At 72.4% G+C, this 13,126-nt stretch carries 13 protein-coding genes and 1 riboswitch; of the genes, 3 read left to right on the top strand and 10 right to left on the bottom strand.

Translation table 11 applies throughout. The annotated features are described in order from the left end of the window. Window positions 1-5: 5 nt before the first annotated feature. A riboswitch (cyclic di-AMP (ydaO/yuaA leader) is annotated at window positions 6-168 on the bottom strand. 19 nt (window positions 169-187) lie between these two features. Further along, window positions 188-1,546: a 1,4-alpha-glucan branching protein domain-containing protein gene (locus tag ACZ5UI_RS00185; RefSeq protein WP_464192925.1), complete on the bottom strand. Its 1,359-nt coding sequence runs from the start codon at window positions 1,544-1,546 to the stop codon at window positions 188-190. Next, window positions 1,543-2,316, bottom strand: a complete 774-nt coding sequence (locus ACZ5UI_RS00180; protein WP_464192923.1) for a class I SAM-dependent methyltransferase — start codon at window positions 2,314-2,316, stop codon at window positions 1,543-1,545. Before ACZ5UI_RS00180 ends, ACZ5UI_RS00185 begins: the two co-directional genes overlap by 4 nt. Window positions 2,317-2,361: 45 nt before the next feature. Between ACZ5UI_RS00180 and ACZ5UI_RS00175 the strand changes: the two genes are divergently transcribed. Further along, a complete protein-coding gene (locus ACZ5UI_RS00175; RefSeq protein ID WP_464192921.1) occupies window positions 2,362-3,282 on the top strand; it encodes a class I SAM-dependent methyltransferase in 921 nt (306 codons plus the stop codon). Window positions 3,283-3,323: 41 nt separating this feature from the next. Further along, window positions 3,324-3,452: a DUF1059 domain-containing protein gene (locus tag ACZ5UI_RS00170; RefSeq protein ID WP_464192919.1), complete on the top strand. Its 129-nt coding sequence runs from the start codon at window positions 3,324-3,326 to the stop codon at window positions 3,450-3,452. On the opposite strand, the gene ACZ5UI_RS00165 is transcribed toward ACZ5UI_RS00170, so the two are convergent. The 4 genes from ACZ5UI_RS00165 to ACZ5UI_RS00150 form a co-directional block, all read right to left on the bottom strand. After that, window positions 3,453-4,553 (bottom strand): EAL domain-containing protein, encoded by a 1,101-nt coding sequence (locus tag ACZ5UI_RS00165; protein WP_464192917.1) that lies wholly within the window; start codon window positions 4,551-4,553, stop codon window positions 3,453-3,455. Between the two features lie 62 nt (window positions 4,554-4,615). Further along, on the bottom strand, window positions 4,616-5,701 hold the full coding sequence (locus tag ACZ5UI_RS00160; RefSeq protein ID WP_464192915.1) for a hypothetical protein: 1,086 nt from the start codon (window positions 5,699-5,701) through the stop codon (window positions 4,616-4,618). Beyond that, entirely contained in the window at window positions 5,698-6,594 is an 897-nt protein-coding gene (locus tag ACZ5UI_RS00155; protein WP_464192913.1) for a YihY/virulence factor BrkB family protein, read from the bottom strand. The genes ACZ5UI_RS00160 and ACZ5UI_RS00155 overlap by 4 nt, the downstream gene beginning before the upstream one ends. Window positions 6,595-6,617: 23 nt before the next feature. Continuing rightward, entirely contained in the window at window positions 6,618-7,952 is a 1,335-nt protein-coding gene (locus ACZ5UI_RS00150) for a cryptochrome/photolyase family protein (RefSeq protein ID WP_464192910.1), read from the bottom strand. A 49-nt stretch (window positions 7,953-8,001) separates the two neighbouring features. Here ACZ5UI_RS00150 and ACZ5UI_RS00145 point away from each other — a divergent pair, with 49 nt between their 5' ends. Further along, window positions 8,002-8,628, top strand: a complete 627-nt coding sequence (locus tag ACZ5UI_RS00145; RefSeq protein ID WP_464192907.1) for an LON peptidase substrate-binding domain-containing protein — start codon at window positions 8,002-8,004, stop codon at window positions 8,626-8,628. Between the two features lie 227 nt (window positions 8,629-8,855). On the opposite strand, the gene ACZ5UI_RS00140 is transcribed toward ACZ5UI_RS00145, so the two are convergent. The 4 genes from ACZ5UI_RS00140 to ACZ5UI_RS00125 all read right to left on the bottom strand — a co-directional run bounded on the left by ACZ5UI_RS00140 (window position 8,856) and on the right by ACZ5UI_RS00125 (window position 13,108). Beyond that, on the bottom strand, window positions 8,856-9,812 hold the full coding sequence (locus ACZ5UI_RS00140) for an NmrA/HSCARG family protein (RefSeq protein ID WP_464192905.1): 957 nt from the start codon (window positions 9,810-9,812) through the stop codon (window positions 8,856-8,858). Window positions 9,813-9,826: 14 nt separating this feature from the next. Next, a complete protein-coding gene (locus tag ACZ5UI_RS00135) occupies window positions 9,827-11,167 on the bottom strand; it encodes an FAD-binding oxidoreductase (RefSeq protein ID WP_464192903.1) in 1,341 nt (446 codons plus the stop codon). 91 nt (window positions 11,168-11,258) lie between these two features. Then, complete coding sequence (locus ACZ5UI_RS00130) at window positions 11,259-12,641, bottom strand: GAF domain-containing protein (RefSeq protein WP_464192900.1); 1,383 nt, start codon at window positions 12,639-12,641, stop codon at window positions 11,259-11,261. Continuing rightward, window positions 12,638-13,108, bottom strand: coding sequence for a hypothetical protein (locus ACZ5UI_RS00125; protein WP_464192898.1), 471 nt, complete (start codon window positions 13,106-13,108; stop codon window positions 12,638-12,640). Before ACZ5UI_RS00125 ends, ACZ5UI_RS00130 begins: the two co-directional genes overlap by 4 nt. Between the last annotated feature and the right edge of the window lie 18 nt (window positions 13,109-13,126).

The following is a 13,126-nucleotide window of genomic DNA, read 5'->3' as shown; positions in this document are numbered from 1 at the left end:
GCTGCTCCTGTTGGTCGCGGTGCCTACGGGGTTAGCTGTCGGGCTCGCGCTGGACCTGCGCTACGCCGCACTCTGGCGGCGATTCGCCCCATGGATCGATCTGTCCGATCCCAGTGGGTCCCCCGCTCCGCGATCGAGCGTCGATCGCGAACTCGGCTGGGTTATGGATACGGCGAAGCGGGCGAGGTTACCGGTTCAGCGCGGACGGAACCACACCGGGGGCCAGCGCGCGGACGGGATCGTCGTCCCCGGCGGCCAGCGCCGCGCGCAGCGCCGCGGCGTGGCCGTCGACGCGCTCACGCGGGTACGGGCCGGCCTGATCGCGGCTGATCAGGAAGGCCCAGTCGCTGGCCTGCAGCGCCAGCAGCTCGCGCAGCGCGCGCCGCCCGGCGCGCGAGCCGGCGGCGACGACGTCGAGCTCGGCCCGGCGCGCGGCGAAGGCCACGTCGGCCACCTGCGGGCCGCTCCACGTCCACAGGTCGCGGGGCGTGCCCCAGCTGGTGACCGGGAGCCGGTCGGGCGCGGGCACGGCCGCGTGGCGCTCCAGCGCGTCGTCCAGCGCCGCCAGCTCCAGTCCCTCCGCGGCCGCCTCCTCGAGCACCGCCTCCAGCCACAGGACCCCTTCGTGCCACCAGTGGCCCAGCAGCTCGGTGTCCAGGGCGCACACGCACAGCCCGCCGCCGGCGGTGCGGGCGCGCACCCGCGTGACGAAGTCCGCCGCGTCGGCGCGTACCTGCGCCGCGGCGCGATCCGGGTCGTAGACCGCGCCGTCGTTGGCCCATGGCTTGTGGTGGTAGCGGGTCAGGTGGTGGCTGTCGCGGTAGGCCGCGGCCGCCGGGTAGGCGCCGTCGGACCACACCAGCTCGATCGTCGCGCGGTCGATCGGCACCAGCACGGGACCCGCGGCGCTGCGCAGCGGACGCAGATGCGCGTCGGGCTCCAGCACGTCGGTCAGATCGACGCAGGTGGCATGGACGCCGGCCTGCGCGAGCAGCGGCTCCAGCCACGTCGCGTGCGCGCACTCGGGCAGCCAGAAGCCGCCGCCCCAGGCCGATCCGAAGCGGTCGCGGTGGCTGTCGATCCCGGTCTGCAGCTGCAGGCGCACGCCGGCCCGGGTGGCCAGCAGCGGCAGCACCGCGTGGGTGGCCGACGAGGTCCACGACACGTGCGGGGCCAGCGCGCCCAGGACGTCGCCGCCGCGGCGTTCGAAGGCCTCGGCGGCGCGGGCGTAGTCGGCCTGCGCGCGGCGCAGCTCGGCGGCCACCGCGGCGTCCTGCGCGTCGTCGGCGTCCAGGCCGTGGGAACGCACGCGCAGATCCCGGCAGAAGGCCAGGAACCGCTCGCCGATGTCGGGCGCGCCGAGCTGGTCGGCCAGCACCGGGGTGATCGACAACGTCAGCGGCGCCGGCGCGTGGCGATCCAGCACGTCGGCCAGCGGCAGGTACGTCGTGGCCATCGCCTCCCACAGCCACTCCTCGCCTGAGGGCCAGGTGCCGTAGCCCTCGACGTAGGGCATGTGCGTGTGCAGGACGAGCGACAGCGTCACGGACGCAGCACGGCGAGGAAGTCCAGCGCGCGCGCCAGCGGCTGCTCTCGCAAGGCGAAGTCGCGCTCGGAGATCGCCGGGGTGAAGCGGTCGTAGAACGGCTTGGTGATGCCCAGCTTGGCGTGGATCGTGTCCCAGCCCGCGTGCTTGATGGCCAGCTCGTGGACGCGCAGCTTGCCCGCGTGGAACAGCCCGAGCAGCTCGACGGAGGAGAAGTGCGCCTCGCACAGCGCGCGGAACTCCTCGGGGCGGTACTCCTTGACGTGCCAGGGGTTCCCGGACTTCTCGGCGCCCTCGGGCGCGAGCGTGAGCACGTTGGGCGTGGTCACGTAGACGACGCCGTCGGGACCGACCAGCGACTTGAAGCGCTCCAGCACCTCGTCGGGGTTCTGCACGTGCTCGATGGTCTGCAGGAACACGACGGCGTCGCACGGCTCGTCGAAGGTCTCGACCAGGTCGCGGGCGAAGCGCAGGTTGGGCCGCACGTAGCGCAGGCGCGCGTGCTCGTGCGCCTCGGGGTTGGCGTCGACGCCGACGACCGCCGCGGCACCGCCCCGGGCCAGCACGTCGGAGCCGTAGCCCTCGCCGCAGGCCATGTCCACGACCCGCAGGCCGGCGGTCCGCCGGGCGATCCACTCGTAGACCACCAGGTGGCGGCGGTACCAGTAGTTCTCCTCGGGCACGTCGGGGAGCGTGCGCTCGCCGGTCAGCTCCAAGGGCGGCACGCCGTCGGGCTGGTCGCGCTGCAGATAGCGAACGGGTTCGGTCATCGCGGGCGCGCAAGCTAGTGGAAGCCGTCTATCCTCCGCGCCCGCATGGCCGCCCAACCCCTCGACGCGGACGTCATCCGCGACGCCAACACCCGCTACCACGACGATGCCGCCGCGCACTACGACGCCAAGTGGGGCATCGACTACGGCGAGATCGGCCAGAGCCAGGTCGTCGGCAAGCTGGCCAAGGCCCTGGGCGGGCAGGTCGGCCGCTACGGCCGCTCGCTGGAGATCGGCGCCGGCACCGGCTACTTCAGCCTGAACCTGCTGCAGGCCGGGATCGTCGACGCGGCGGTGGCCACCGACATCTCGGCGGGCATGCTCGACGCGCTGCAGGCCAACGCGGGCCGCCTCGGCCTGACCGTCGAGACCGTGGCCTGCGACGCCGAGGCGCTCCCGTTCCCCGACGACAGCTTCGACCTCGTCTTCGGGCACGCGGTGTTGCACCACCTGCCTGATCTGGATCAGGCCTTCCGCGAGTTCCGGCGCGTGCTGCGCCCCGGCGGCACGTTCGTGTTCGCGGGCGAGCCGTCACGCATCGGCGACCGCCTGGCCCGCGTGCCCAAGCGCACGGCGTTCGCGCTGGCACCGGTGTGGCGCAAGCTGCTGGGCGCGGCCGAGGCGGCCGATCCCGGCCAACACGGCGACGCCGACGCGCAGCTGGGCGAGATCGTCGACGTGCACGCGTTCGTCCCCGACGAGCTCGGCCGCCACGCGCGCGCCGCCGGCCTGGAGGACGTCAAGGTGCGCGGCGAGGAGCTGCTGGCCAACTGGTTCGGCTGGGCCAACCGCACGCTCGAGTCGACGGCCGAGCCCGACGACGTGCCGATGGCCTGGCGGCAGTACGCCTACCACGGCTACCTGTTCTTCCAGGGCGTCGACAAGCGGCTGCTGGAAGAGCGGCTACCGGCCGCGATCTTCTACAACCTCATGATTTCTGGCCAGGCGCCGAAACAAGACGCATGAAGGAATTCTCCTGTGGCGCTGTGGTCCCCGGCTGTTCGGCCGTGTTCCACGCCAACGACGACGACGGCATCCTGTCCCAGGTCGCGATCCACGCCCGTGATGATCACGGGCTCGAGAGCGTCCCGGCCGAGCTGGTCGACGCCGTCCGCGCCAACATCAAGCAGCTGTAGTCAGGCTCGTGCGGATGCGAGCGTCTCGACGAGGCGCTCCATCCGCACGATCCCCACGAGCTTGCCCACGTCGTCGATGACGGCGATCGGATCGAAGCGCCAGGCCAGCTCGCGGGTCATCGCGCGGCGGGCCACATCGGCCGGCCGGGCCATGGCCAGGACCGACAGCGGCGTCGGCCGCGCGGGCTCGCCCGACTCGAAGGCCCCGCGCAGGTGCAGCGCCTGCGGGCGCTCGTAGTCGTCCACGAAGACGATCACGTCGATCTCGGCGTCGCCGGCCAGCACCGCGGCCACCTGCTCGGCGCCCGCGCCTTCGGGGAGCGCCGCGGCGCTCTCGATCAGGGCGCCGACGCCGTCGTCGGCGTTGCGCTCGAGGCGGTGGTGCAGCTCCAGGACCTCGGCGTCCAGGGGGCGCATGCGCGGGTCGGGCCGCCCCAGCCGGTAGCCCTGACCGAGCGGCACCTCGAGCTGCATCAGCCGGCGCAGCTCGCCCGCGCGCTCGATGCCCTCGGCCACGATCCACGCGTCGATGCGGCTGCCGAACGTGCCCAGCGACTCGATCACCGCGGCCTTCGCGGGATCGCGATCGATGTCGGAGACCAGGCCGCGGTCGACCTTGATGAAGTCCGGGCGCAGCGCGGCGATGTGCCGCAGCGAGGCGTAGCCGGCGCCGGCGTCGTCGACGGCCAGGTGCGCACCGGCCTCGCGCAGGCCCTCGATGGTGCGGCCCAGGATGTCGTAGTCGTCGACGGCGCTCTGCTCGGTGATCTCGACGACCACGCCGTGCAGGCCGCCGGCGCCGTGGAGCGTGCTCAGGACCCGATCGTCCAGCAGCGCGTGCGGGCGCACGTTGAGCGACAGGAAGCAGTTGGGCGGCAGGTCGCTGCGCGCGTCCAGGACGCGGGCGATGACCGTCGACTCCAGCTCGGGCAGGCAGCCGAACTTGGCCGCCGCGTCGAACCACTGGTCCGGCGGCAGGTACGGCTCCGAGCGGAACCGCGCGAGCACCTCGAATCCGGCCACCACCCCGCGCTGCAGGTCGACGATCGGCTGGAAGGCCACGCCGATCCGCTCCGGGTCCGCCAGCACCGTTTCCAGCATGGTGGGCCAACCGGGTAGCCGGTCGATCAGTTGAAGGGGTGCACGAGCGGGCACGTCCACGTTCATCGGCAGCTTTCCGCTGAAGCGAGACCCTTTGCCCCACGAGCCGACAGATACTCGGCACGAACGGCAAAGGTCTTCCGCAGCGACTGCTCGAACTCTCCCAGAAATTCGGTGCGATAGGTCGCATCTGTGAGCACGGCGATCGAGTAGTACAGGCCCGAGAAGGCGGCGATCGCGGCCGACACGCGCAGCAGCTCGGAGGTGATCGTGGCACCGCCGATCGTCCACACCGGGTCGCCGTCGGTGCCGATCCACGCCTCGGTGACCGAGTCGCTGATCGTCAGCAGCCCGAACAGCACGAAGAAGATCGCCACAGCCAGCGCGACGATCAGGGTCTGCAGCGCGTAGGAGACGAAGATCACCAGCCCGACGTTGATGCGCTGGCGCCGGGTCAGACGGGGCTCGACGTGCTCGCCCTCCTCCAGCTGGCGCACCTCCCCCGGCAGTCGCACGACGAGGAACACGCAGCCCAGGCCGACGAACAGACCGATCACGCCGAACAGGTTCGCGTCGCTGATGCCCCCGAAGACCTGCCACATCTCCGTGTTGATGAACAGGACCAGCGCGAAGAACAGCAGCAGCGGGATCGCGCGGGCCAGCATCGTCAGCGCGCTGGCCAGCTGCCCGAACACGCGCGTGACCGCCCACCGCACGATCGACAGCAGGCCGTAGCCGACGACCACGTAGATCAGCCCGAGCAGGACGACGTTGCCCAGCAGCGTGCCGGCGGCGCTGCCGATCTGGCCGCCGCCGAGCAGCGGGAGGATCGGCGGGACGATCAGGAAGATGGTCAGCTCGACGAAGCCGACGCGCTGGGGCAGCGCGAACCAGCGCCGGCCGCGATGCACGTTCAGCGCGGCGATCGGCGCCAGCAGGATGACCAGGCCGACCAGCACCGCGGCGACGTTGGCCCACAGCGACCACTCGAAGTTCGACGCCGATCCGAGCTCGGCCAGGAAGACCAGCGCCAGGAACGGGATCGCCCGGTTGAAGATGTCCTCGCGGGCCGAGTAGTCCTCGATCAGCAGCGGGAGCCCGGCGTGGCGCAGCTGGCGCTCGTAGCCCTGGATCTCGGGATCGATCATCCGGGCGTGCTCCGCAGGCGCGGCAGCTCGGCGTCGACGGTCACGCCGGCCAGCAGGACGAGGTTGGTCAGCCACAGCCAGACCATCGAGGCGATCGTCGTGCCCAGCGCGCCGTAGCTGGTCTCGTAGGAGCCGAACAGGTGCACGTAGAGCGTGAAGAAGCCCGACACGACCAGCCAGGCCAGCACCGCGAACACGACGCCCGGCGTGATGTACCACCACACGCGCACGCGATCGGCGTGGTGGGGCGACGTGCCGTACAGCGTGGCCACCACGCCGACCAACAGCAGCAGCACCAGCGGCCACTTGAGGATCTCGTACAGCGTGATCGCTTCCTGGGTCAGCCCGATCAGGCTGCCCAGGCCCTCGGCCAGCTCGCCGGTGACGACGATCGCCGCCGCGGCCAGCGCGACCAGCAGCACCAGCGCGAGGGTGACGGCGACGCGACCCGGCCAGGCCTGCCACAGCGGCCGGCGCTTGACGCCCCACACCGTCGCCGAGGCCCGGAAGAACGAGCCGACGAAGGCCGACGCGGTCCACAGCACGCCGAGCAGGCCCAGCCCCAGCAGCGGGATCGACGAGGCCTGGCTCTCCAGGACGGAGGCGAACTTCTCGCGTGCACCGGTCGTGTCCCCGTTGCCCCCCGGCACCACGCCGCCGAACAGGCCCAGCGCGTCCTGCACGGTGGTGTCCGTGCCGACGATCCCCAGGACCGCGTAGAGCGCGATCAGCGCCGGGATGATCCCGAGGATCCCGTAGTAGGTCAGCGCCGCGGCGCGGTCCACGAGCTCGTGCTGGGCGATCCGCTCGACGCTGGGCAGGAAAAGGCGCACGCGCGGGTGCTCGCGCAGGACCGCCAGCTCCGTGTTGACGCGTGTGCGCAGGTCGGGCACGGGCGGACCGTAGCGGCTGGGTGTCAGCGCGCATACAGGCTGAGAGCGCGCTTGCGCTCGTGGGCGTGGTCGACGATCGGCGCCGGGTAGTCGCGGCCGATGACGCAGCCCGCCGCGCGCTGCTCGTCGTCGGTCATCGTCCACGGCTCGGCCAGACGGTCGTCGGGCACCTGCTCGAGCTCGGGAACCCAGCGACGCACGTAGACGCCGTCGGGGTCGTAGCGCTGCTGCTGGAGGATCGGGTTGAACATGCGCCGGCTGGGCGGTGCGGGATCCACGCCGACGCTGGCGATCCAGCGCCAGTTGCCGTTGTTCTGGGCCAGCTCGCCGTCCAGCAGCTGGCGGGCGAAGTGGACCTCGCCCTTGCGCCAGTCCAGGTGCAGGTCCTTGGTCAGGAAGCTGCCGACGACCAAGCGCGCGCGGTTGTGCATCCAGCCGGTCTGGGCCAGCTGGCGCATGCCGGCGTCGACCAGCGGATACCCGGTCTGCCCTTCCTGCCAGGCGGTCAGCAGCGCGTCGTCGGGATCGTCGTCCCAGCGCGGGTCGGGGCGCTTGGAGCCGATCTCGTGCAGCAGGACGTGGGCGAAGAAGTCCCGCCAGGCCAGCTGGCGGACGAACGCGTGGTGGCCGCCGTCGCGGGCGCGCAGCTCGAGCGCGCGTGGGCTGATCGTGCCCCAGCGCAGGTGCGGGCTGAGCAGCGAGGTGCCGCCGGCCAGCGTGTCGTGCTCGTCCTCGTAGTGGTCGGCGGCGCCGGCCAGGAAGCGCTTGGCCGTGGCGGCCGCGTGCTGCTCGCCCGCGCTGTCGTCGTGGGTGCCGGCGGGCAGGCGGCCCTTGGTCAGCGTGGTCGGCGTGCGGATGTTCCGGGGTGTGCCGTGGATGTCGCGCCGGGGCGCGTTGATCCAGGTCTTGAAGAACGGGCTGAAGACGCCGTAGGGGTCGCCGTTCTGCGTGGTGATCTGGCCGATGTCGGCGATGTAGTTGCCCGGCTGGGGCCGCGCGCGGGCGCCGAGCGTGTCGACGATGCGCTGGTCGCGGGTGCGGGCGTAGCGCGAGACGTCGGTGGTGAAGTAGACGGCGACGGCGTTGGTCTCGTCGGCCAGCGCGGGGATCACGCTGGTCGGGTCGCCTTCGCGGAAGAGCAGCCGGCCGCCCAGCTCGTGCAGGCGGGCGTCGAGCGCATGGAGGGCCGAGCGCATGTAGCCGGCGCGGCGCTCGGAGGCGTAGCGACCGCCGCTGAACCGCGGATCGGTGACGAACACGGGGATCACCTGGTCGTGCTCGCGCGCCGCGATGGCCAGGGCGGGATGGTCGTGGACGCGCAGGTCGCGCCGGAACCAGACGATGGCGGTGGAAAGCATCTGTCAGGAGTACGGACGAGCGCCCGTCCTAGACTGCGGCGGCGAAGACATGCCCGAACGTCTTGCCCGCGACTTCCCGCTGTTCCCCATTGGGGTTGTCACGCTCCCGACCGAATACGTGCCCCTGCACATCTTCGAGGAGCGCTACAAGCAGATGATCAGCGAGTGCCTCGAACGCGAGACCGAGTTCGGGATCCTGTGGATGACCGACGACGAGCTCAAGTCCGTCGGCTGCGCCGTGGTCATCGACCGCGTCCTGGAGAAGCTCGAGGACGGCCGGCTGAACATCCTCTGCCGCGGCACCCGGATCTTCCGCCTGATCGAGCGCCAGGACGACCTCGTCTACCCCGCCGGCACCGTCGAGTTCGTCATCGACAAGGACGAGGACCTCGACTCCGCCGCCGCCGAGCGCGCCCGCGCCGCCTACGCCGAGCTCGTCGAGCAGGCCACCGACCGCGTCATGGAGCCCGACGAGGTCGAGGAGATGAACTCCTACGAGATGGCCGCCACCGTCGACTTCGGCCTGGAGGCCAAGCAGGGCCTCCTGGACCTGCGCAGCGAGAACGCGCGTCTACGGCTCGTCGAACGGCTCTTCCGCGCGGCGATCAAGCGCCTGGACTACGTCGAGCGCGCGCAGGCGCGGGCGTCGTCCAACGGCAAGGTCCGCTTCGGCTAGCGATCGAGCCGCCGAGCCGAGCGCCCGGCGGGGGTCGGTTCGACTTTCGGACCCTGACGTGATCGACCTTATGCGCGCTATACGAGCATAAGGTCGAACACGTCGCCCCTTTCGCCGCGCGGACCGCGGCGCGCGGACGGCTCACGCGCCATCGCTGCCCGTCGTTCGCTCGCACCGACGCCACCGCCCACGGACGACCACGACGTCGGTCACGTCGCCCTGTTTGCCTACACCGGGATCGGCACCGGGATGCGGTCGGCGTTGCGGGCCAGCCAGGCATCGAACGACTGCAGGCCCGGGTGCAGCGCGCGGGTGGCCGCGACGTCGCGGGGGCCGCAGAAGTCCTCCTGGAAGTCGGCCTTGAACTGGAACATGTTCCCCAGGTCGTCGGCGCCGGGGAAGCCGGCGCTGCGGTAGGCGGCGGGAGTGACCGCGTTGTAGCTGACCTCGACGCCGAGAGCGCGCGACAGCGCGGAGGCCATCTGCGCGCCGGTCAGGTGCTCGCCGGCGATGCTCACGGTCTCCGCCACCGCGGCGGGGCCGCGCCGGAAGAGCGCGGACGCGCAGGCGCCGATGTCGTCGGCCGCGATGCCGGGGAGCTTGGCCTCGCCCAGCGGGAACGTGATGGCCAGCGTGCCATCGCTCAGGCGCTGGGGACCCATGCCGAACGTCACCATGTTGTCCCAGTAGAACGACGTGCGCAGGAACGTGACGGGCAGGCCGAGGCGGCGGAACTCCGCGTCGGCGGCGCCCTTCACGTCAAGGTGCGGGACCTTGAAGCGGCCGTCGATCGTGGGCATGCGATCGTCGTCCAGCGGCACCCACTCGCGGGTGTCCTCCAGCGTCGACCAGACCACGTGCTCCACGCCGGCGCGGGCCGCGGCGGCGGCCAGCCCGTGGGCCTGGCGCGTCTCGCGATCGGCGTCGAAGTGCTCCCAGTAGTTCGTCACGCAGAACGCGCCATGCGCGCCGGAGAACGCCGCGGCGACGCTGTCGACGTCGTCGAGGTCCGCGCGCACGACCTCGACGCCGAGCGCGGCCAGCTCCAGCGCGCGCTCCGACGACGGGTCGCGGGTGATGGCGCGGGCGGCGTACTCGCCGCCCGCGTCCTCCACGATGGCCCGCACGAGGCCGCCGCCCTGCTGTCCGGTCGCGCCGACGACCGCGATGATCCGCTTGGACATGTTCGTGCTCGCTCTCAGATCGCGTGGTTGGCCTGGAACAGCCCGGACGGGTCGGCCGCGGCCTTGACCGCCTGCAGCCGGGCCAGCGTCTCGGGCCCGAAGAACTGCGACGCCGGCGTGGCCTCCTCGGTGAAGTTGAGGTAGTGCCCCGCCTCGTAGGGCGCGAGCGCGGCGACCACCTCGGCGAACCGGCCGCGCAGCGCGGCCGCCGCGTCGGGATCCGGCGTGACGCCGACCGCGAACAGACAGAACGAGCCCGGCAGCGCGGCCAGCGCGCCGCCGCCCTCGGCCGGCCGGGCCAGCGCGCCGCCCAGCTGTCGCAGCTCGATGCTCAGCATCGGCGAGTTCGAGCCGGGCCCGGCCAGCGCGACGAACGCGTCGATCGCCTCCGACGGCAGGTCCCAGAGCAGGCGGTGCTCGCCCGCGTAGGGGATCGGGTCGCGCGGGTCCATGTGCAGCTCCGCGATCCCCACGGGCGGCTGGGCGGCGAACGTGTCCATCAGCGGACCCAGCGCGCGCAGCGGCGCGAGCAGCTCGGCGGCCTCGACCTCGCCATCGGTGAACACCGCCTCGACGAGCACGAACTGGTTGCCGCGCAGCGGCTCGGGGATCTCCGGGAAGGGCGGGAACTGCAGGATCCGCCCGACGGAGGTGACCGAGTCCGGCGCGTCGGCGATCCAACGGTGCCACGCGTGCAGCACCTCGGCCGAACGCTCCCACGGGAAGAACAGCGCGCCCGCGTAGACCTCGGGCTGCTCGACCAGCTCGAACTCCAGCGCGGTGACCACGCCGAAGTTGCCGCCGCCGCCCCGCAGCGCCCAGAACAGGTGCGCCTCGTGGTCGGCGTCGACGCGCCGCAGCTCGCCGTCGGCCGTGACGATCTCGATCGCCGTCACGTGGTTGGCGGCCAGACCGTGCTCACGGGCGTACCAGCCCAACCCGCCGCCCAGCGTGTAGCCGACGACGCTCACGTCGGGCGTCGAGCCGTGCAGCGCCGCGAGGCCGTGCGCGGAGGCGGCGGGCACGACGTCCGCCCAGCGGGCGCCCGCGCCGACCCGCGCGATCCGCGCCTGCACGTCGATCTCGACGTCGTCCAGCGCGTCGGTGCGCAGCAGCATCGTCTGCTCCAGCGCGCCCAGCGGGCCGGCGTTGTGGCCGGTGCGCTGCGGCGCGACGCGCAGGCCGTGCTCGGCGGCCAGGACGACCGCGGAGCGGACCTCGTCGGCGTCGCGGGGCAGCGCGATCGCGGCCGGGCGCTGGTCGATCGTGACGTTGAACGTGGCGCGCGCCGCGTCGTAGCCGGCGTCGCCGGGACGCAGGATGCAGAGGGTGGTGGTGGGGGCCGCCTGGGGCATTTGAACTCCGTTCGAAGTGGGGTGAGCGGGACCGTACGGCGGCCCGCCGGCCACGTCTCCTAGGAGTTCCGTAGGCGACCGGAGAAGGTTCTTACCCGCCCGTCGCGGACGCGCGGAAGGGCCCGTGCGTGGGCACTTCGACGAGCGCCAGCGGGCGGGCGACGCGCAGCTCCAGCCGCCCCCGGGCGACGCGCTCGAGCTCGATCCCCCATCCCCCGGCCGCCAGCCGGCGGCGCAGCGCGACCAGCCGCGCCTCGAGGTTGTCGTTGCCCGCAGGCAGGCCGAGCCGCTCGTCGAGGCGCAGCTCGCGATTGGTGAACGCGGTGCGCCCGTCGCCCGCGTGTTCGCGGACGAGCTTCCACAGGATCCGGCCCGGGACGCCCTTGATCACGTAATCGCCGCCCGCGAAGACGCTGTCGTCGGCCTGGTAGTAGGTGACCTCCAGCGCGGGCGCGCTCGGCGCGATCGGCGCCAGCGGCGCGGCCGGTACCGGCGGGGCGTCCTCGCGGTCGCGATCGAGCGCCGACAGCGTCGCGGCCAGGTGCCCGCCGAGGATCCGCAGCAGCCGCTCGTTGTGGCCGCCGAAGCTGCCGCTCTGGTCGCTCTCGAGGTAGAGCACGCCGTCCAGCTCGCCGTAGCTGATGAGCGGGACCGCGGCGGCGCTCTGCATGTCCGCCAGCCCGGGCAGCGGGATCTCGCGCAGACCGCTCTCGCCACCGGCACTGGCCTGCACCGCGTCGACGAAGATCCGCTCGCGGGCCGCGTTGGCCACGTACACGACCCGCTGGCGCTGGGCCGCCACGCCGATCATCCCCGCGCCGAACGCCACCTCGGCGCCGGCGGGCGACTCGGCGTAGCCGTTGGCGGCCATCCCGAACAACCGGTCGCCCACCCCCTCGGGTGACATCAGCAGCATCGCGTGGCGGAAGCCGAACAGGTCGTCCAGCGATTGCAGCGCGACCTCCGTCGCGTCCTCGTACTCACGGCAGGCGGCCAGGCGGCGGACGAACTCGTCCAGGCCGCGCAGCACGTCGCGCTCGGTGTCGTCGGCGGGCGCGACGATGTCGTCGCGCAGCGCCGCGCAGCGCTCGACGTGGTAGAGGTCGACGCCGCGCAACCGGAAGACCGACGAGCCGATGCCGCCGTGCGACGTCATCGCCTCGAGGTTGGTGCGCATCGCGTCGAACACCGGGCCCTCGGTCTCGGTGTGCAGGTAGCGCACGTCGATCAGGTACTGCTGGATGCCCGCGGGATCGACGACGAGCACCTGCGCGTAGGGGTTCTCGTCGAGGTTCTGCGCCGTCTTGCGGAAGAACTGCCGCGACAGCGCGATCCGCTCGCTGTCGACGTACTGGACGATCGACATGTGGCCGATGTTCGGCACGCCGTCGGCCGAGACCGTGGCCACCGTCGAGGGGACCACGCCTTGGAAGCACCGCTGGATCGACTCCAGCGCGACGGGCGCGGTGCTCACAGGCGCCCTCCCGCGCCGGGGCCGGGCGTCTGGTCGTACAGCTCCTCCACGTCGAAGGTGGCCAGGTAGAGCGAGGCCTCCCACATGAACAGCGGCGCGAGCCGCCGCGGGATCCCGACCAGCTGGACGTCGGTGGCGAAGCGGTCGCGCCAGGCCCGCGCTCGCTCCAGCTCGATCTCGCCCACCGGTCCCGTGGACCGGATCGGGCCCTTGAACTGGATGCTCATATACGTCGTCGGCCGCGTGCAGATCACCGCCAGGGTCCCGCCGCGCTGCAGGTTGGCCCGCATCACGCCGCCTTCGGGCGCCTCGACGGCGATCGTCACGCGGCGGCCGTCGGCGGCGATCTCGACCCCCCAGACGCGCCCCACGGCCGGGCGGCCGCGCTCGTCGCACGTCGCCGCCCCGGCGGCGAAGCCGTCGTGGATGCGGTCGGCGAGCGCGGGGCTGATGACGGCGTCCGGCATGGCAGGCCGTACGAAATC

The sequence above is a fragment of the Conexibacter sp. JCM 18997 genome, assembly GCF_055391915.1.
The sequence above is the reverse complement of the archived record's forward strand: the minus strand, read 5'-3'. Positions and strand labels throughout refer to the sequence as shown.